This window comes from Paenibacillus sp. OAE614, assembly GCF_040546645.1.
GTDB classification, from domain to species: domain Bacteria; phylum Bacillota; class Bacilli; order Paenibacillales; family Paenibacillaceae; genus Paenibacillus_AQ; species Paenibacillus_AQ favisporus.
The window spans coordinates 373,513-391,857 of record NZ_JBEPOD010000001.1 but is presented as its reverse complement, the minus strand read 5'-3'; the positions used below and the strand labels follow the sequence as shown (position 1 = coordinate 391,857).

The window sequence follows — 18,345 nt, the reverse complement described above, 5'->3', positions numbered from 1 at the left end:
CTGGAATTGTCTTGGGCAGGCTCCGGAACCACCGGGAGACACTGCTGCAAACAAAAACTGCCCACGTTCCGGCGTTCGCAGCCGGCATGGGCAGTGTTTTCAATATCTCATATAAAATGGATCACACTCGTTCATCATCCTGAACAAGGCACAAGGCACGGCTTTACTGCACGTCCGAATTGGTAAAATACAGCGTCTGCGGTCCGGCCGCTCCACCGGTCAGGCTCAGCTCGGCCGCGATCGTTTTGCCCTTTTTGTTCACCGTAAATTCAGTAAACTTCCAGGCGTTCTGATAGTTTACGAACGGCGACTGCAGCAGATCCTTGCCCCAGCCGATCACATAGTGGCCAGCGCCGCCGGATGGGTTGTCGTACACCGAAATGACCCGCTTCACGTCCTCTTCGTTGTTGATGGCCACGCTGAGGTTATACATGACCCCATAGTTGCCGTTGTTGATGACGGTTCCGCCGTCCACCGCGTTCCAGCCTTCCTCATACTCACCTGGCATGCTGTCGCTCCACGGACCGCTCGCCGCTGAGGAAATGCGGATCAATGAATTGCCGCTCGACGTATTGTAGTCCAATGTACCGGTACGGTCCGCATGAGGGAATGTCCCGCGCACGTGCACATCCTTCGGCAGAATTGGTACGTCCAATGGGTTGGCCGGCTGCTCTGTATAGCCCAGCGTCGTGACCGTGACGGTCGCATCCCCATGCCCTTCCTGCGTATGCGCGGCAAAATTGGCAATGCCGCTGGCGGTGTGCGTATTTTCCGCAAGGGCGGTCAAGTAATAGCTCTCACCCGGCTGCAGGATCGCTTCCTTCTTCTGGGCCGCACGATTGCTCATAAAATCAGCCAAAGCCATCTGACCGGCGACATCCGGATAATAATCCGTCGCAAGCCCGATCCCCTCCGAGAACAGCATGACAGGCTCGTCGGACGTGTTAGTCACAGCCACGGCCACGGTCAGCGGCTCGCCGGTCATATTTTGATGATGCCAAAATACGCGGAACGATCCGGTCACCGCATCCCTGTAGTAAGCGCCTTCAACTTTGGGGGATTCCGGAGAGTCGCTCAGGATCAGGGATCCGCCCGTTCCCGTCAGCACCGGTTTCACCATGGGGACCGCCGGTTTCAGCGTCTCAATCGGCACAAGCTCCGCGTCGTCCGCAAATGCCGCAGCCGATCCGGACAGCAGCAGCGTGCCCAGCAGGCCGATGTTCAGCAGCCATTTCGTCTTTTTCATGCTCATTCCCTCCTGAATTTGTAAGAGTATCCTTCCAGGTGGCGATCGTGGGATGTCATTTCGGATGGTTAACATGTTCGCGAAGGTGCGGTGTTTTCCTTTTTTTAGGGGACTGCGGCCAAAGGCTCATTTCTTGGGATGGTTTCGTGACGAATCTATTTTGCCCGATGGTCCGGGGCTCTCAAACATCTCAGCGCTGTTAAGCCTTGCTGCGGCACGTATCCTTTCTCCGCGGCCCCTCCCCGCCCTGAGGACAGTTCGCTTGGGTTCGCCAGCCAGTCCTTTGGTCGCAGAAAATAACGTCGAATGGTCTAGATATTTATTGCAATCTAAAAATGCCGCGCCTCTTAAGCTCATACTTTCTCATATCAAAAAAAAGAAACCAAAGCCCGCAAAGGCTTTGGTTTCTTCGGACGCGTCCGCAAGCTTACGCATGCGCCGAGTCAAGCTCGACATGATTGTTGTTAAACGTATCCTGGTCGTTCTCTTTCAAAATTTTGCTCGAGATCAGACCGGCCGTGATCGAGTCGTTGACGTTCAGCGCCGTGCGTCCCATGTCGATCAGCGGTTCAACCGAGATCAGGAGACCGGCGAGCGCCACCGGCAGGTTCATCGTGGACAGCACGATCAGGGATGCGAAGGTGGCACCGCCGCCGACGCCGGCAACCCCGAAGGAGCTGATGGTTACGATCAGAATCAGTTTAATAATGAAATCCCAGCTTGTCGGATCGATGCCGACCGTCGGTGCGATCATCACCGCCAGCATCGCCGGATAAATACCGGCGCAGCCGTTCTGGCCGATTGTGGCACCGAAGGTTGCCGACAGGTTGGCAATCCCTTCCGATACTCCAAGCTTCTTCGTCTGGGTTTCCACGTTCAGCGGGATGGTTGCCGCACTGGAACGGGAAGTGAATGCGAAGACGAGCGTCGGAAATACTTTGCGTACGTATTGGATCGGGTTGAACCCGAACAGCGTAATCAGAATCAGATGAATGATAAACATGACGATCAGGGCCACATACGAAGCGCCGACAAACTTGGCCAGCTTCAAAATCTCATCGATATTCGTGGTAGCGGTCGTCTTCGTGATCAAGGCCAGGATGCCGTATGGCGTCAGCCTGAGCACCAGTGTAACGATTCGCAGGACCACCGCATAGACCGCTTCGACCATTTTGCGGAAGGTAGCCGCCTGCTCCGGTTTTTTACGGTCAATGCCGAGAACGGCAACTCCGATAAAGGCCGAGAAAATAACGACAGCCAGCGTCGAGGAGCGGCGTGCTCCGGTCATATCCGCGAACGGATTGGTTGGAATGAATTCCAGCACCTGCTGCGGGATCGATTTGTCCTTCACGTCTCCCACTTTTTCTTCCAGCTTCTGACCTTGCGCTTGTTCGCGGTCTCCCGCTTGAATCTCAATCGCCTTCAGGTTAAAGGACAAGCTGGTTACGATACTTACCGAAGCTGCAATCGCTACGGTGATGAGCAGAACAGCGATGATCGAGCCGCTCATTTTGCCGAGGTTCTGTCTGCCCTTCAGGTTCATGATCGCCGAAATGATCGAAACCATGATCAGCGGGATGACGACCATTTGTAACAAGCCGACATAGCCGCTGCCGACAAGGCTGAACCAGTCGGTAGACTTGCTGACGACCTCCGATTGCGTGCCGAAGGCCCATTGAAGGATAAATCCGAAAATAATACCGAGCGCAAGGCCGGTAAATACGCGTTTCGTGAACGATACGTGCTTCTTCTGCATCCAGATCAACAGGCTGATCAGGATGAGCATCACAACGACGTTCACCACAGTCCAAAGTGTGTCCATCTCTCTTTCGTTCTCCCCTCTTATAACAATAATGTTAACGCCTGTCCCTGCGGCTTGCCCGCGGGCAGGTCGCTTGCTTTTTTGGGCAATCTGTGAAACTGGACTTTAGTGTAGCATAATTCATACTATTTGGGTAGGGTTAATTTCATGTTAGAATTTGCTGTAAAAAAAGAAAAAAGAAGCCATTCGCCAAGTGTACTTCGGAATGACTTCTATTTATTACCCGCATCCTGCTCAAAACTATACCGTCTTGGCGGATATTCCCATGATTTGATACACCTGCTCCAGATCGAGATGCTCTCTGACGAGCGACGCAACCCGGTCAAACTCCTGCTCTTTCAGCCCCGATGCGGAGAAAGTCTCCTTCACCGGGCGGAGCCCTTTGCTCTCCCGGATCCGGTCAAGCCATAAACGCCGAAGCCGGTCGTTATGAAACACCCCGTGCAGATAGGTGCCCCAGATCCGCCCGTCCAGCGTCCCCCAGCCTTCAGCTGCCGGCTGCTCTCCGTCCGGCCCCAGCTTAAACACCGGGGCCATCTGCTCTCCTTTCAGGCTGCGGCTCTGCCCCATATGGATTTCGTATCCTTCGACGAAAATCGGTTCGCCGGCGGCCAGCAGGCCTCGGCTCTCCGCGGACAGCAGCAGAGGGGAATGGTCCGCAACCCGGCCGGTCACCCGGACCGTGCGCTTCTCCTTCGCAAACGTCGTCGCGACCGGCAAATAGCCGAGTCCCTCCTCCTCCCGGGCCACGCCACCATCGGCGGCGTCCGGATCATGCAGCATTTTGCCGAGCATCTGGTACCCTCCGCAGATGCCGGCCAGCTGCGCATCGCCCGATTCGACGGCTGCGGCGATCGCCAGATCGAAGCCCTGGCTGCGGAGATACTGCAGGTCCCCGATCGTATCCTTCGTCCCCGGCAGGATGATCACATCCGGATGACCGAGATCGGCGGCCTTGGTAATAAAGCGGACCCGGACATCCCTTTCCTCCTGCAGCGGGTCAAAGTCGGTGAAGTTGGAAATGCGCGGATAGCGGATGACGGCAATGTCGATGTCCGCTTCCGGGCCGGACTGCCCTTTGGCGGTCAGCTCATCCAGCACGACGGAATCCTCGGCCTCAATGCGGATGTCCGGGATGTACGGAAGCACGCCCAGCACCGGAATGCCGGTCCGCTCCTCCAGCCAGTCCAGCCCCGGCTGCAGCAGGGACAAGTCCCCCCGGAACTTGTTGATGATAAAACCTTTCACCCGCTGTCGTTCGTGGGGCTCCAGCAGTTCTAAAGTACCCACCAGGAACGCGAACACGCCGCCCCGGTCGATGTCCGCAACGAGCAGCACGGGCGCATCGGCCCAGCCGGCCAGGTTCATATTGACGATGTCCCGGTCCTTGAGGTTAATCTCGGCCGGGCTGCCTGCACCTTCCATCACGACGATGTCGTACTGCCCGCGAAGCCTGTCGAGGGCTTCCAGCACCGTGTCCTTTGCTTCCGGCAGAAAGCGGCTGCGGTAATCGGTCGCGCTCATGTGTGCCAGCGGGCGCCCGTGAACGACGATCTGCGAATGCATATCGCCCGTCGGCTTGATCAGGATCGGGTTCATATCGGTGGTCGCCTCGATCCCGCAAGCTTCGGCCTGCATCCCCTGCGCCCGTCCGATTTCCTTGCCGTCCGCGGTCACGTAGGAATTCAGCGCCATATTTTGCGACTTGAACGGTGCCGTGCGGTATCCGTCCTGCACGAAGATACGGCAGAGCGCCGCGGTCACGACGCTTTTGCCGACGTCAGAAGCCGTTCCCTGCAGCATCAGCACGGCTCCCGGTGAGCCGTTCTTCCGTGTTGTATCGGTTAATTCCATCGCGTCTGCCTCCTAGTCAAAAACGGTAGATGAGTATGGTCAGCACGAGCAGAAGCACAGTCTCAATGCCCTCGTTCAGCGCGCCGTAGGTGTCGCCCGTTAAGCCGCCAAGCTTGGCTTTCATCCGCCGCCCTGCCCACCATCCGGCAGCCCATGCCGCCAAAGGAAGCAGCAGCCAGGCTAATCCGGCATGAAGCCAGGTGATGCCTCTATAATTCCAGATCCCGGCAGGTCCGTAGGGAAGCAGCGGAGACAGCAGCGCCGCGATCAGGGTGAGCCCTGCCGCCAGCAGGAAGGACTCCATGCTCTGCTTCCGGGTCATGCCGTTGAAATAACTGCCCGCCAGTCCCTCTTTGCCCCGCGCCATCGGCCAGGAAGCCATCGCATGGACCATGAACCAGCGGCTCCATACCGGCGGCAGCAGCAGAAGCAGCGGCGGGAGGCCGCCGAGCAGCAGCGAGTAAATCAGCGATGCCTTCAGCAGCAGGAGCAGCACGCAAGCCATGACGCCCATGGCTCCGACCCGGCTGTCCTTCATGATCTCCAGCATCCGCTCCCGCGAGCGGTAGCTGAGTAAGCCGTCCGCCGTGTCCATCCAGCCGTCGAGATGCAGGCCCCCGGTCAAGCCGACCCACAGGATCAGCATGAGCACGGAGACAGGAAGCGGCGGAAGCAGATACGAAGCGGCCGCTCCGCCGATCCAGACGGTCAAGCCGACCGCCAGTCCGACCAGCGGATAGAAGCGCGTGCTCCGCCGAAACAGCTCCGGCGTATAATCCAGGGTCATTTTGACCGGAAAACGGGTCAGAAATTGAAAAGCGGCCGCAGCCGCCTGAACGTTCATTTTCATAGGTGGTACTCCCTGCTCTTGAGCTCGATCGGAATGCCGGCCGTTACCAGAAAGACCTGGTCGCTGACGGCCGCTACCTTGCGGTTCAAGATGCCCGCGTAATCGCGGAACACCCGGCCCAGCCGGTATTCCGGCACGATGCCGTCGCCGACCTCATTGGTGACCAGCACCAGCGGAGCGGGATACGCCTGAATCTGCTCCACGAGTTGGTTGATGGCCTCCATGAGGCGTGGCTCCATATCCTCCTCGCCCTCCAGGGCCAGGAGTGTGTTGGACAGCCACAAGGTCAGGCAGTCCACCAGGACGGCCGGCGCGCGATCTTCCGCGGATGAAGCTGCGCCAGCAGGATCAACCTGCCCTGTGCGCAGCGCCTGCAGCAGCTCCGCCAGCCGCAGCGGCTCCTCCCGGGTCTCCCAGGGATACGCCGCTTCGGTGCGCTGCTGCCGATGGAGGGCGATCCGCTCCTCCATCTCCCGGTCAAAGGCCTGCGCCGTCGCCACATACACCGCCTGCCCGGCGCGGGCCATCATCCAGCGCTCCGCAAAGGAGCTCTTGCCGCTGCGGGCGCCGCCCGTTACGAGTACGCTCACTCGGACGTCACCGCCTCGCCGCCGGAGATGCCGGCGCTTTCGAAGGTGGCCATCTCGCGCACGATGCGGCATGCGGCGTCCACCAGCGTCAGACCGAGCACGCCGCCGGTGCCTTCGCCGATGCGCATGTCCAGATCGAGCATCGGCGCCAGCCCGAGCTCCTGCAGCAGCAGGCGGTGCCCCTGCTCATGCGAGGCGTGGGACGCGATCATGTATTCCGCGGCCAGCGGACAGATTGCCCGCGCCAGCAGAGCGGCGGCGCTCGAAATAAACCCGTCGATGACCACGGGACATCGATGGGCGGCCGCGCCGAGGATGACGCCGGCCAGGCCGCCGATTTCGAGCCCGCCGACCTTGGCGAGCACACCGATCGGGTCGGCCGCGTCCGGCGCGTTAACGACGAGCGCCTTCTCGATGACGCCGATCTTATGAAGCAGGCGCTCGTCGGTCAGGCCTGTCCCGCGTCCAGCCGCTTCCTTGACCGGTGTGCCGGTTAGAGCGCACATGACGGCCGAGCTGGCCGTCGTGTTGCCGATGCCCATTTCGCCGGTAACGAAGATGCGGACGCCTTGCGCCACCGCTTCCCCGACGACGGCGATGCCGGTCAGGATCGACTGCTCAGCTTCCTCGCGGGTCATCGCCGGTCCCTTGGCCATATTGGCCGTCCCGTACCGCACCTTGCGGGACACCAGCTGCGGATGGGCAAGGTCGCTCTTCACCCCGATGTCGACGCAGACGATGTCCGCACCGGCCTGCCGGGACAGCACGTTGACCGCCGCGCCTCCGGCGAGAAAATTGAGGATCATCTGCGGCGTCACTTCCTGCGGGAAGGCGCTGACGCCTTCCTCGCACACCCCATGGTCCGCGGCCATAATGATAACCTCTTTGCGCTCGAACAGCGGCTTCGTCTCTCCGGTTATGCCGGCCAGGCGGATTGCCAGCGACTCCAGCTTGCCGAGGCTGCCCGGCGGCACCGTCAGGTAGGCGATATGGGCTGCCGCCTCCTTCGACGCCGGCTCATCCAGGGGCTGAATCCGCTCCACGTACTGCTTCAAAAGTTCGTTCATCTTGCATCTACTCCCTCTCTCGTAAAACTGCCTTCAAACCGATCAACTCACGGCCCGCCTACTTTCCGCACTCGTTCTCCGGGCTGCTTTAATCCTACCGCTGCCTGGTCACCAAAACCTGCGGAATACCGCTGACCGGATGGGGAACGATGACCGGCTCAATGCCGTACACCAGACGGATCGTTTCCTCGGTCAGCATGTCTTCCGGCGTTCCCATTCCGACCGCCTGCCCGTCCCTTAATACCAGCAGTTTATCACAAAACTGCGCCGCCAGGTTCAAATCATGCAGGACGGCGACGACCGTGATGCCTTCTTCCTTCCGCCACTGCGCCACCAGTTCCATGAACTGGTGCTGGTAACGGATGTCCAGGTACGTCGTCGGCTCGTCAAGCAGCAGAATCTGCGGCTCCTGCGCCATCACTTTGCCAAGGGCGACGCGCTGGCGCTGCCCGCCGCTCAGCTCATCCAAGGGGCGGTCGGCAAGTTCGTGCAGCTGCAGCTTATCCATAATGCCCTCAATCAGGGCGTCAGGATCGCCGCCCTCGTCCCGTCCGAGCCAGTCCTGATATGGATATCGTCCCATCTCCAGCACTTCCCTGACCGGATAATGAACAGGAGGAAGGCCGTCCTGCTGGAGAACGGCCATCATGCGGGAAAGGATTTTCCGGTTATAGGCAGAGGCAGGTTTACCGTGAATCAGCACCTCGCCGCTGCTGGCCTTTTCCACGCCGGAAACCAGCTGCAGCAGCGTCGACTTGCCGCTGCCGTTCGGCCCGATAATCCCCCACCATTCGCCTTCCTGGACCGACCAGTTGAGGCCATAGAGAGCTGTGATGCCGCCATACTGTTTCCCTGCTTCCCTGATCTCGATCATGTCCATCTCCCCTTCCGCTGCTTTTTGTTCCGGTACAGCAAATAGGCAAAAAACGGAGCGCCTACGAAGGCCGTCACCACACCGAGCGGAATCTCGGTCGGCGCCAGCAGGGAGCGGGCGATCGTGTCGGCCCAGACCATAAAGACAGCTCCGCCGATGGCCGACAGCGGCACGATCAACCGGTAATCGGGACCGGTGATCAGCCGGATCACATGCGGAATGACGAGTCCGACGAACCCGATAATGCCCGCAACCGACACCGCGGCAGCCGTGAGCAGCGTGCTGACGAGCAGCACCCCCAGCTTCACGCGGTCCACGTTCATCCCCATATGGGCCGCCTGCCGCTCACCTAAGGACAATAGATTCAGCGCGCGGGCCCGGCTCCAGACCACCGCAAATCCCACCAGAAAATACGGCAAAAGGATGGCCGTATACGACCATCCACGCAGGCTGAGGCTGCCCATTGTCCAATATATAATTTCATTGATCGTCCGGTTCGACATCGCCGAAAGGAAGGATACGACCGCTCCGAGAAAGGACTGCATCACCACGCCGGACAGAATCAGACTGTTCGTCGGAATTTTTCCGCTCTCCCTGGCCAACGCGATGACCATCCACAGCGTCAGCATTCCGGTCACGAAAGCGACCGCAGGCAGCGTCCAGCCGCCGAAAAACGAATACTGCAGCCCGAAAAAGATCAGGAACGACGCGCCTACCGCCGACCCCGAGGAAACCCCGAGCGTAAACGGATCGGCTAGTGGGTTGCGCAGCACGCCCTGAAACCCCGAGCCGGCCACGGCCAGAGCCGCGCCGACCAGCATGCCCAGCAGAATCCGCGGCAGCCGAACCTTCACAATGATCTGCTCAAACGATGCGTTCCACGTCGGGTCGATATGGCTCCCGATCCATGGAATCCGGTGCAGCAGAATGAGGGCGATGTCCCGGATCGGCAGCGCGACCGAGCCGATCCCCAGACAGATCAGCAGGGTCAGGACGAGCAGGACGATGCCAATTCCTCCATAGCCTGCCAGCTTTTTGCTCATTATTTAAACAGGTCCGGATAAATGGCTTTCGCCACTTCCTTCAAGCCCTGCGTGACGCGCGGGCCAGGACGGCTCAGCAGATTGTCGTCAAGACCGATGACCGCATCGTTCTTCACGGCTGTAATCTGGTCCCAGCCGCTTCGGCCTTTAATGATGTCGCCAAGGCTTTTCTTCGTCTTCTCGTCGATGACGCTGTTGGCATACAAAATCACGTCCGGATTGTCCTTGATGATTTTCTCTTCGCTGATTTCACTCCAGCCCTCGGTGTCTGCCGCCACGTTCACGCCGCCGGCCAGGGTGATCAGCTCATCCATGAACTCACCCTTGCCAACCGTCCAGCCCGGGGAAAATTCGATGTATACCTTTTTCTTCTGCTCCGGCGTCAGCGATTTGACCGCTTCGGTAACCTCGTTTTCCTCCTGCTTCATCTTGTCGACCACCGCTTTGGCTTCCGCCTGATGATCGGTGATGAGGCCGTAAGTTTCGATATTTTTGATGACGTCATCGACTGTCTTCGGATCGGTCTTGAAAATTTGAATGCCGAGGTCGCGCAGCTTCTTCACCGCTTCCTCACTCATCGAAATGCCCGTGAATACGATGTCCGGCTGGGCCGCAATGATCGCTTCCTCGTTCGGTTTCGTAATGCCGCCCATTTTCGCCTTGGACTTGGCTGCTTCCGGATAATCGTCATAATCGGACACCCCAACGATCTCGCTGTCCAGACCAATCGCGAAGAGCGCCTCCGTCTCTGCAGGAGATACCGAGATAATATGCTTCGGCGCTTCCTTGAAAGTAAAGGACTCTCCGGTCGCATCCTGAATGGTCAGCGGATAGGTTGTTTTCAGTTCGTCTGTCTTTGTCTGCGACGCACTGTTATCCGTGTTTTGCTCCGTTTGTGCAGCAGGCTGCTGCGAGGCGGAGCTGTCTTCATTCTTGGCGCCGCAGGCGCTCAGCGATAAGGCAAGCAGCAGCGCCGCAAGGCCTGTGGACCAGCGTTTCAACGTTACGTTCATGATTTCGTTCTCTCCCTCTTTGTCTGTCGAATAATTTTCACAAAAGAGGCCTGACCGGTATACGAAAACGGAATAAACCTGACGGAAATGCAAGAGTGGTAGCGCCGCTGCTCACCATTAGCAGGTGTATGGCGTCTGCCGCTCCATTCTTTGTCAACTAAAAAACCCTGACTCTTGTTCGATCAAGAATCAGGGATTACGTCTGCACGGAACATCCCGCGGCGCCGCCGCGATGGACCGGTGTGCCTTGTAGCATGCTGCTAGGTCAAGTGGTCAAGCTAATGCTTGCTTGAGCCGCGGCGAACATGCGTTATGAAGGGCACGTGAAACGTAATCCTTTCCTCGAAGGACCGTCATTTCCTCTCGTGAGGCAGGTCTCCTGACTTACAGGCTGGGTAAAATCATCCCCGCCTTCCCATCCCGTGTAGCGGCGGAACAGTGGCTTCCTGGGGACATACCTGTTTACAGTGGCGGGACCGTGCCGGAGTTGCACCGGCTTCCCTTTTCACCCGGATCAACGCTCGCCTTATACGGCAGACAGCTTCCGGGACCTCATAAGCACTCCTATTCAATTATCCTGGCCATGCTTCTTTTGTCCTGATTATAGGGGAAAAGCCTGCGGGTGACAATGGAATTTTTGTGTCCGGCACTTGCCGGGATGCATGTCCGGTCGCGTGCCCGGGGGCATGTCCGGACGCGGGCCCGAAAGCATGTCCAAACCCGAGGAACGGACGATTTGGGGAGCAAGTCCTTGTATGAAGGCTGCCTGAGCCCTTTCTCCGCTTCCCATTGCCGGAGTGCAGAAAAGCTCGGACCGGTCGATGACGACCATTACCTCACTCGCATCCTCTCTCAAGCTTCATTCACCAGCTTGCCGTTCCAACTGCCGGTTTCTTCAGTGAAGCTCAGCCGGATCCACAGCAAACTCCCGGGCTGAACGTGAACGTCCCAGAAGGACAGCCCCGGGACGAGGCGGACCGCGAGCTGCCGCAGAACTCCACCATGGGCGACGATCAGCATTCCCGGCGGAACCGGCGATTCGGGGCCGGTGCCTCCCGATCTTTCCGATCGGGAAAGAGCTGCCTCGCTGTCATCGCTCCCCTTCGATCCGGGCAGTGCCGCCTCACCAATCTCGGTCCTTTGCGATCCGGTAAGTTCCGCCCCGCCAGTCTTGATCCCTTGTAATCCGGAAAGGGCCGCCCTGCCGCCGGTCTGGGCCTCTGCCGGTCTGCTGCATGCCCCTTCCACGTCCTTCAACAAGCTGCCGACAAACCCGTCGATCCTTCCGGCAAAATCCGCCCATGACTCCCCGCCCGGCGGCGTCACCTGCTGCGGCGAATCGATCCACTGCCGGTAAAGGGACTGGTGCTGCAGCTGTTCATAGGTATGCCCTTCCCAGGCGCCAAAGTCCATTTCCCGCAGCCGCGGGTCATACATCGCAGTATCTGCTTGCGCCGGACTGATGATCGCCAGTGTCTCCCGGCATCGGGCCAGGTCGCTGCAGTATACGCCGCGGAACGCCTTCCCGGCCAGCTCCCGGGCAAGCGGCGCAAGCTCGTCCCTGCCGCCCGGATCCAGCGGGATATCCGTATGCCCGAGGTAACGCTTCTCCCGGTTCCACCGCGTCGTGCCGTGCCGGACCAGCAGCAGATTTACCTGTTTCACTAGGAGGTCCATAAGCTGCCCCCTGCCGCCCACAGCACGGCGATGCCCAGCACAATAAAGATGACCGATACCGTGATAAGCAGCCGGATCGTCATCGTGATGTCGCGCGCCTCCATCGAGCGCAGCGCCTCGCCCATGTAAGCCCGGAACGAGGTGACGCCGTGGTACACGTTTTCGCCGCCGAGCCGGATGCCGAGCGCGCCCGCCACCGCGGATTCGGGGAAGCCGCTGTTCGGGCTCGGATGGCGGCGCGCGTCCCGGCGCACGGTTCGCCAGGCTCTGGCGGCGTCCAGACGCAGCAGCCAGGCGGACAGCACCAGGATGCCCGCGGTGATCCGGGCGGGAATGAAGTTGGCGATGTCATCCAGCCTCGCCGACGCCCAGCCAAGATGCAAATATTTGTCGTTCTTGTAGCCGACCATGGAATCGAGCGTGTTCACCGCCCGGTAGGCCATCGCCAGCGGCGCACCGCCGATGATGGCGTAGAACAGCGGCGAGACGACGGCGTCGACGATATTTTCCGCCACCGTTTCGACCGTGCCGCGGACGATCTCCGGCTCGTCCAGATGGGCCGTGTCCCGGCCGACGATCATGCCGAGCGACTTGCGTGCCTCGGGCAGATCGCCGCGCCGCAGATGGACAAGCACTTCCTTGCCGGCGTCCTTCAGGCCCTTGACGGCGATCGTCGTGGCGATGAGCACCGCCTCCACCGCCCAGGCCAGCCACGGATGCACCTGATGCAGCCCCCTGAGGACAAGCCATGTCAGCAGCAGAGAGCCGCCCGCCACGATGACCGGGAGCAGAATCCCCGCTCTTTTGAGTCCTGCCGGGCGGGTGACCCTAGCCCGAATGGCATTCTCCACCTTTTTGATCGCCTTGCCCATGCCGATGACCGGATGGGGAATCCACCTCGGATCCCCGATGATCCAATCGATGATAAAAGCCGCGGCAAGGATCCATATTGCGGTCATTTCCGCTCGCTCCAGGCCGCCAGCAGGCCTTCCTTCACCGTGCTGTACACCGCGCGTCCAATCATCGCGCCGAGGTCAGTCGCGGTGCCCGCATAGCGGTGCAGCCCGGCGTAAGCGGCGCTTTGGCTCACGCCGAGGACGACGGCGTCCGTCGTCGTCCCTGTTGCGATCAGCCCATTGTCCGGGTCGCGCACGTCCAGGTCGGCCAGCGCCGCGGCCTTGGCCTCCACCGCCGTCATGACGGCGTTCAGCATAGCCGCCTTCGTCAACTGGCCGTCGATGGCCAGCATGATGTTAATCGTTCCCGGCGTATAGGCCGCGAACGTCCGCCGCTCCGAGCCGGCACGGGCAGCATTGGATACGCCAGCCGTCGTGCAGCAGAACACCGCGGCCTGCTCGTTCTTCTCCTCATGCACCGCTGCATGGCGCAGCTGGACCGCCGTCAGCAGCCCCGCCGTCGTCTCCAGCGGGTATCCCCACGCCGTGAGCCATTCCTCCGCATCGCGCACCGGGTCGCTGCAGTCGTACGTCCGGTCCACATACATATTCGTCACCCGCTGCAGCCTGCTCATGCCGCCTCCGTGAATGGAGCTTCCGAGGCAGTCCAACAGCTCTGGAGCCTCAAGCAGCAAATGCCGCTCTTTCCGCGTCAGCACGAGCCCCGGCCACACGGTGGAATGGTACGTATCCTGCAATCCGTCCATAAATGGTGTCGTCATCGCTTCTTATCCCCCATATTGATCTTGTGTTTATGCGGACTCCAAAATCCGGTCCGCAAAGGATGTGCACATCCCGCGCAAGCGCCTTCTTGCATAGCAGCCGTACCAGCCATTGCCGCTTATGCCTGTACAGCCTGTCCTTTCGGGCAGATCAGTGCAGATCAGTGCAGATCATTCAGCCCGGCTGGCGAGCACGTCGCCCAGCACAGCAAGCAGCCGCGCGTTGGCGTCCGCTCCCTTCACCGCAAACCGGACATGACCCGGCCCCAGGCCCGGGTACATGGCGCAGCTGCGGATCAGGACGCCGCGAAGCCCGAGCTCGCGCTGCAGCTCCCCGGCACTCCACGGTGCCGGCAGCTCCGCGAGCAGGAAATTGGCTTCGCCGCCGCTCACGCGGCAGCCCAGATCCCGCAGACCAGCCCTCAGCCGGGCGCGCTCTGCGGCAATCAGCTCCAGCGTCTCGCGCTCATGCGCCTCGCCGCCCTCGAGGCAAAATTCCCCGGCGAGCAGGGCCAAGCCGTTGACGCTCCACGTCACCTGCTTGCCCGTCATCGCCCGGATCACGTCCGGATGCGCGGCCGCATAGCCCAGCCGCAGCCCCGGAATGGCATAAAACTTCGTCATCGAGCGGACCAGGATCGTCCGCGGAAACCGCTCCAGCTCCGGCAGCAGCGTCATCCGCCGCCCTTCCGGGATGAAGTCGATGAATGCCTCATCGACGACGAAATAGGTCCGGGTCCGCTCCGCCTCGGCCGCCAATTCCCGAATCTCTTCGAGCGGATACTGCACACCGTTCGGATTGTTCGGCTGCCCCAGAAAGAGCAGGTCCACCTTTTTCATCAGTCCGGCAATGTCCGAAACCTCAGCTCTCCAGTCGCGCTCCCGGCTGCCGAAGACGGCATGCACCTCGGCACCGAACTGCTCCGACAGCTGCCGGTACTCCGAAAAGCAGGGCTGCACGATCCCGACCCTCGACGGCGCCAGCCCGAGCAGCAGAAGCGCCATCGATTCCGCCGCCCCGTTTCCGATGCTTAAATGTTCCGGCGCCACGCCCAGTTTGCGGGACAGCAGCGCTTTCAGGCGTCGGTGTCCCGGATCCGGATAACGAAGGATGGAAGGCAGTGCCTGTCCCAGCTTCGCCATGACGCCTTCCGGCGGACCCAGCGGATTGATGTTGGCGCTGAAATCCAGAAAGGACGCTGGATCGCCGCCGTACAGTTCCGACGCGCTCTCCAGATCCCCGCCATGTCCGTATCGTTCCAGCATATGTATTTTCCCCCCAGCAGTTCACTGTCTTGAATCGCTTGCGAATGACCCCATTATGGCGTCAAATTTCGCTGCGCGTCAATTCGGTTTTCGCTTTTGTTTCTTGTCCGCAATTGGTTTACAATAGACGAGGAACCGAATTAATTAAGGCCTTTTAACGGAGGAATCAAATATGCTGTTTATCGATAACCAGGGAATTACCGACCCTGCCGTCAATCTGGCGATTGAAGAATTCGCCCTCAAACATCTGCCCATGGACGACAGCTACCTGCTGTTTTACATTAACCGTCCTTCGATCATCATCGGTAAACATCAGAACACGATCGAGGAGATCAACCAGGAATACGTGAAAGACAACAATATCAAGGTCGTTCGCCGGCTCTCCGGCGGCGGTGCGGTGTACCACGACCTCGGCAACCTCAACTTCAGCTTCATTACCAAAGACGACGGGGAATCGTTCCACAATTTCCTGAAGTTTACCCAGCCGGTCATCGACGCGCTGCACCATATGGGTGTCAACGCGGAGCTGAGCGGACGCAATGACCTGCAGGTCGGCGAGCAAAAGATTTCAGGTAACGCCCAATTCTCAACCCGGGGCCGGATGTTCAGCCATGGCACGCTCATGTTTAACCTGAATCTGGACGATGTTCAGGCTTCCCTGAACGCCAATCCGGAGAAATTCAAGTCGAAGAGCACCAAGTCCGTACGCAGCCGCGTCGCTAACATCAGTGATCTGATGAACCAAAAGATGACGATCGAGGAGTTCCGCTCCGAGCTGCTCCGCTACATTTTTGGCATGGAACCAAACGAAGTGCCGCAGTACAAGCTGACGGAAGCCGATTGGGAGATCATCAACCAAATTTCCAAGGACCGATACCAGAACTGGGAATGGAATTACGGCCAGTCTCCGCAATCCAACGTCAAGCACACGAAGCGGTTCCCGGTCGGCATCATCGACATCCGGATGGACATCAAGGACGCACGGATTCAGGATATTAAAATATACGGCGACTTTTTCGGCGTTGGCGATGTGGCGGATATTGAGGACCGTCTGCGCGGCAAGCGTTACGAAGAGTCCGAAGTCCGGGAAGCCCTCGCGGACATCGACGTGAAGCACTATTTTGGCAACATCGTGATGGACGACCTGATCGGTTTGATTTTTTTGGAAGAATAGTCAGCCCCGGAATTCGTCCTTATGGTAATAGTGACATACAGCAAAGAGAGGCCCCGTGAATTCCATGGACCTCTCTTTTTTATCGCTCGAACCCTCTCATCCTATGGTATAATCGGCTGCAAAAGCTTGCAGACGGGTGTCTTTCACTCACCGCTCAGGCTCACATGAACGGAGGTAAGGTTTTTCCATGGAAATCAGGCCGATCCTTGAAGCCGACTATGACCGCGTGATCCCGGTCGTCAACGACTGGTGGGGCGGGCGCCAAATGACGCATCTGCTGCCGAAGCTGTTTTTCGAGCATTTTCAAAATACCAGTTTTGTGATGGAGGAAAAAGAGAGTGGGAAGCTTGTGGCCTTCCTGATCGGTTTCCAGTCCCAGACGCATCCGAACGAGGCGTATATCCATTTTGTCGGCGTCCATCCGGATTACCGCAAGCAGGGTACGGCCCGGACGCTGTATGAGCTGTTTTTTGAAAAAGTTCTTCAGCTCGGCTGCGACACGGTGCGCTGCATTACCTCAGCTGTGAACGAAACGTCCATGAAATTTCACGCCCGCATGGGCTTTAAGCTGACGATGGCCAAAGACTATGCAGGTCCCGGGCAGGATTACATTTTATTCGAAAAGAAGCTAAATATGGACAGTGAAAAATAAGCACACAAAAAGCTGCCGCTAACCGGCAGCTTTTCTTATAGATATCATTTTCTCATTTATATTTACGCCAGTCCATGCTGCTGTTCTCCAGCAGATGTTCAAAATCGTTATCCAGGCGCTTCTGTTCCGCTTTGCGCGCTTCGGCCGCTTGTCTCTCCTGCTCTTCCTTCTGCTTCTGCTGCTCCGCCTTCAGCTCGTTGGACTGCTGCTTCAGCTTATCCAGCACCTCGCTGCTCAGGAGATCCTTCAGCGTCGCCGGTTTATCCGAGACTTGCGGCTTGCTCGGGGCTTGGTTTCGGTTCTTCTTAGCCATCGTATCATCTCCGTTTCCACCCACATTATAGCAGGTTTCCCAGGCTCCGTCATGCCCTGAACCCGCCCTTCGTGCCTTTTTGATCCTTGTTCTCACTCGGGTTTTACGTTACAATTTGGTCGCTTGCCTGTTTTGCACAGGCCGATCGTACGAACCGTGAAAGGAATGACTTCATTTGAACCGCTCCCGTATTGCCGACCTCAGCCTGCTCATCGTGGCGATGATGTGGGGATGTACCTTTTTGATCGTGCAGCATGCGGTCCGGGTCCTGCCTCCCCTTGCCTTCAACGGCATTCGCTTCTTGGGTGCGGCTGTGCTGCTGGCCCTGATCATTACGTTCTTCTACCGCAGCCAGTGGCGGGACATTTCCGGCAAAATGCTGCTCCACTCGTGCCTGCTGGGCCTTTTTTTGTTTCTGGGCTATGCCTTTCAAACGGTGGGGCTGCTGTACACGACCACTTCGAACGCCGGTTTTATTACGGGCTTGTCCGTCGTGTTTGTTCCGTTTTTGGCGCTCCTGCTGCTGAAAAGCCCCATATCCCGCTATACGTGGATCAGCGCGCTGCTGGCCGCCGCCGGCTTGTACCTGCTGGCTTTCGCCGGCACCGCCCTGACGCTGAACAAAGGCGACTTTCTCATCTTCCTGTGCGCGGTGGCGTTCGCTCTGCATGTGGCGTATACGGGCGTGTTTGCGCCGCGATATTCCGCGCTGCCCCTGGCTGCGATGCAGATGGCGGGTTGTCGGGCTGCTCAGCCTCCTCTCCTCGTTGTTATTTGAGAATGTGGGCCCGTTGACGCAGGTAGCGGATCGTCTGCTGAAGCCGGAAGTGATCTGGGCGCTCCTGGTGTCGATTGGTCCGACCAGCGCGTTCGCCTTTTGGATCCAGACCGTGTGCCAGAAATATACGAACCCGTCGCGGGTTGCCGTCATTTTTGCCATGGAACCGGTCTTTGCGGCATTGACGGGCGTCACCTTCGGCGGAGAGGTGCTGGGCGCCGCGGCGGGACTGGGATGTATTTGTATTTTTGTCGGAATGATCCTCGCGGAATTGAAATCTGCCCCGCGTGAGGTACAATAAGAAAAGTATGATCGATGTAATCCACAGAAGACAGACCGCTTTTAGTGGAAATTTTTCTTGCGAGATCAAGATGCTTTTCCCAATAGAGGTTGGATTTTCTGATCTCTAAAGAAAAGTATGATCGATGTAACCCACAGAAGACAGACC

General features: G+C 58.9%; 18 protein-coding genes and 1 riboswitch. Of the genes, 4 read left to right on the top strand and 14 right to left on the bottom strand.

All coding sequences use genetic code 11. The annotated features are described in order from the left end of the window. Positions 1-163: 163 nt before the first annotated feature. The 13 genes from ABIE48_RS02015 to cobD form a co-directional block, all read right to left on the bottom strand. Positions 164-1,246 (bottom strand): hypothetical protein, encoded by a 1,083-nt coding sequence (locus tag ABIE48_RS02015; RefSeq protein ID WP_192716325.1) that lies wholly within the window; start codon positions 1,244-1,246, stop codon positions 164-166. Positions 1,247-1,673: 427 nt separating this feature from the next. Further along, positions 1,674-3,068 carry an L-cystine transporter gene (locus tag ABIE48_RS02010; RefSeq protein ID WP_192716324.1) on the bottom strand — a complete coding sequence of 465 codons (1,395 nt, stop codon included), beginning with the start codon at positions 3,066-3,068 and terminating at the stop codon, positions 1,674-1,676. 240 nt (positions 3,069-3,308) lie between these two features. Continuing rightward, positions 3,309-4,922 carry a cobyric acid synthase gene (locus tag ABIE48_RS02005; protein WP_192716323.1) on the bottom strand — a complete coding sequence of 538 codons (1,614 nt, stop codon included), beginning with the start codon at positions 4,920-4,922 and terminating at the stop codon, positions 3,309-3,311. 16 nt (positions 4,923-4,938) lie between these two features. Further along, complete coding sequence (gene cobS, locus ABIE48_RS02000) at positions 4,939-5,772, bottom strand: adenosylcobinamide-GDP ribazoletransferase (RefSeq protein WP_192716322.1); 834 nt, start codon at positions 5,770-5,772, stop codon at positions 4,939-4,941. Then, positions 5,769-6,362: a bifunctional adenosylcobinamide kinase/adenosylcobinamide-phosphate guanylyltransferase gene (gene cobU, locus ABIE48_RS01995; protein ID WP_260869417.1), complete on the bottom strand. Its 594-nt coding sequence runs from the start codon at positions 6,360-6,362 to the stop codon at positions 5,769-5,771. The genes cobS and cobU overlap by 4 nt, the downstream gene beginning before the upstream one ends. After that, a complete protein-coding gene (cobT, locus tag ABIE48_RS01990; protein WP_192716320.1) occupies positions 6,359-7,429 on the bottom strand; it encodes a nicotinate-nucleotide--dimethylbenzimidazole phosphoribosyltransferase in 1,071 nt (356 codons plus the stop codon). Before cobT ends, cobU begins: the two co-directional genes overlap by 4 nt. A 94-nt stretch (positions 7,430-7,523) precedes the next feature. After that, complete coding sequence (locus tag ABIE48_RS01985; RefSeq protein ID WP_192716319.1) at positions 7,524-8,303, bottom strand: ABC transporter ATP-binding protein; 780 nt, start codon at positions 8,301-8,303, stop codon at positions 7,524-7,526. Further along, positions 8,300-9,346, bottom strand: a complete 1,047-nt coding sequence (locus ABIE48_RS01980) for a FecCD family ABC transporter permease (RefSeq protein ID WP_076173418.1) — start codon at positions 9,344-9,346, stop codon at positions 8,300-8,302. The genes ABIE48_RS01985 and ABIE48_RS01980 overlap by 4 nt, the downstream gene beginning before the upstream one ends. After that, positions 9,346-10,359, bottom strand: coding sequence for an ABC transporter substrate-binding protein (locus ABIE48_RS01975; RefSeq protein ID WP_145136764.1), 1,014 nt, complete (start codon positions 10,357-10,359; stop codon positions 9,346-9,348). The genes ABIE48_RS01980 and ABIE48_RS01975 overlap by 1 nt, the downstream gene beginning before the upstream one ends. Positions 10,360-10,711: 352 nt before the next feature. Further along, positions 10,712-10,929, bottom strand: a riboswitch (cobalamin riboswitch). A gap of 282 nt (positions 10,930-11,211) precedes the next feature. Then, on the bottom strand, positions 11,212-12,036 hold the full coding sequence (locus ABIE48_RS01970; protein WP_192716318.1) for a histidine phosphatase family protein: 825 nt from the start codon (positions 12,034-12,036) through the stop codon (positions 11,212-11,214). Next, positions 12,024-12,995 carry an adenosylcobinamide-phosphate synthase CbiB gene (gene cbiB, locus ABIE48_RS01965; protein WP_192716317.1) on the bottom strand — a complete coding sequence of 324 codons (972 nt, stop codon included), beginning with the start codon at positions 12,993-12,995 and terminating at the stop codon, positions 12,024-12,026. Before cbiB ends, ABIE48_RS01970 begins: the two co-directional genes overlap by 13 nt. Then, on the bottom strand, positions 12,992-13,714 hold the full coding sequence (locus ABIE48_RS01960) for an adenosylcobinamide amidohydrolase (protein WP_192716316.1): 723 nt from the start codon (positions 13,712-13,714) through the stop codon (positions 12,992-12,994). Before ABIE48_RS01960 ends, cbiB begins: the two co-directional genes overlap by 4 nt. A 171-nt stretch (positions 13,715-13,885) precedes the next feature. Next, the gene (gene cobD, locus ABIE48_RS01955) at positions 13,886-14,980 is read right to left on the bottom strand and encodes a threonine-phosphate decarboxylase CobD (protein ID WP_192716315.1); all 1,095 of its coding nucleotides are present in this window, start codon (positions 14,978-14,980) and stop codon (positions 13,886-13,888) included. A 172-nt stretch (positions 14,981-15,152) separates the two neighbouring features. Between cobD and lplA the strand changes: the two genes are divergently transcribed. Further along, positions 15,153-16,154: a lipoate--protein ligase gene (gene lplA / locus ABIE48_RS01950; RefSeq protein ID WP_192716314.1), complete on the top strand. Its 1,002-nt coding sequence runs from the start codon at positions 15,153-15,155 to the stop codon at positions 16,152-16,154. A gap of 187 nt (positions 16,155-16,341) precedes the next feature. Beyond that, positions 16,342-16,806: a GNAT family N-acetyltransferase gene (locus ABIE48_RS01945; protein ID WP_192716313.1), complete on the top strand. Its 465-nt coding sequence runs from the start codon at positions 16,342-16,344 to the stop codon at positions 16,804-16,806. A gap of 52 nt (positions 16,807-16,858) precedes the next feature. On the opposite strand, the gene ABIE48_RS01940 is transcribed toward ABIE48_RS01945, so the two are convergent. After that, positions 16,859-17,119, bottom strand: coding sequence for a YqkE family protein (locus tag ABIE48_RS01940; protein ID WP_105446012.1), 261 nt, complete (start codon positions 17,117-17,119; stop codon positions 16,859-16,861). Between the two features lie 175 nt (positions 17,120-17,294). On the opposite strand from ABIE48_RS01940, the gene ABIE48_RS01935 reads away from it, so the two are divergent. Both ABIE48_RS01935 and ABIE48_RS01930 read left to right on the top strand, forming a co-directional pair. Then, complete coding sequence (locus tag ABIE48_RS01935) at positions 17,295-17,897, top strand: DMT family transporter (protein ID WP_354518196.1); 603 nt, start codon at positions 17,295-17,297, stop codon at positions 17,895-17,897. A gap of 13 nt (positions 17,898-17,910) precedes the next feature. Next, complete coding sequence (locus tag ABIE48_RS01930; RefSeq protein ID WP_354518194.1) at positions 17,911-18,198, top strand: EamA family transporter; 288 nt, start codon at positions 17,911-17,913, stop codon at positions 18,196-18,198. The last annotated feature ends 147 nt before the right edge of the window (positions 18,199-18,345 follow it).

Bases quoted from the DNA above. Each gene is read 5' to 3' on its own strand.
- ABIE48_RS02015 (WP_192716325.1), bottom strand. From the start codon at position 1,246: ATGAAAAAGACGAAATGGCTGCTGAACATCGGCCTGCTGGGCACGCTG.
- ABIE48_RS02010 (WP_192716324.1), bottom strand. From the start codon at position 3,068: ATGGACACACTTTGGACTGTGGTGAACGTCGTTGTGATGCTCATCCTG.
- ABIE48_RS02005 (WP_192716323.1), bottom strand. From the start codon at position 4,922: ATGGAATTAACCGATACAACACGGAAGAACGGCTCACCGGGAGCCGTG.
- cobS (WP_192716322.1), bottom strand. From the start codon at position 5,772: ATGAAAATGAACGTTCAGGCGGCTGCGGCCGCTTTTCAATTTCTGACC.
- cobT (WP_192716320.1), bottom strand. From the start codon at position 7,429: ATGAACGAACTTTTGAAGCAGTACGTGGAGCGGATTCAGCCCCTGGAT.
- ABIE48_RS01985 (WP_192716319.1), bottom strand. From the start codon at position 8,303: ATGATCGAGATCAGGGAAGCAGGGAAACAGTATGGCGGCATCACAGCT.
- ABIE48_RS01980 (WP_076173418.1), bottom strand. From the start codon at position 9,346: ATGAGCAAAAAGCTGGCAGGCTATGGAGGAATTGGCATCGTCCTGCTC.
- ABIE48_RS01975 (WP_145136764.1), bottom strand. From the start codon at position 10,359: ATGAACGTAACGTTGAAACGCTGGTCCACAGGCCTTGCGGCGCTGCTG.
- ABIE48_RS01970 (WP_192716318.1), bottom strand. From the start codon at position 12,036: ATGGACCTCCTAGTGAAACAGGTAAATCTGCTGCTGGTCCGGCACGGC.
- cbiB (WP_192716317.1), bottom strand. From the start codon at position 12,995: ATGACCGCAATATGGATCCTTGCCGCGGCTTTTATCATCGATTGGATC.
- ABIE48_RS01960 (WP_192716316.1), bottom strand. From the start codon at position 13,714: ATGACGACACCATTTATGGACGGATTGCAGGATACGTACCATTCCACC.
- cobD (WP_192716315.1), bottom strand. From the start codon at position 14,980: ATGCTGGAACGATACGGACATGGCGGGGATCTGGAGAGCGCGTCGGAA.
- lplA (WP_192716314.1), top strand. From the start codon at position 15,153: ATGCTGTTTATCGATAACCAGGGAATTACCGACCCTGCCGTCAATCTG.
- ABIE48_RS01945 (WP_192716313.1), top strand. From the start codon at position 16,342: ATGGAAATCAGGCCGATCCTTGAAGCCGACTATGACCGCGTGATCCCG.
- ABIE48_RS01940 (WP_105446012.1), bottom strand. From the start codon at position 17,119: ATGGCTAAGAAGAACCGAAACCAAGCCCCGAGCAAGCCGCAAGTCTCG.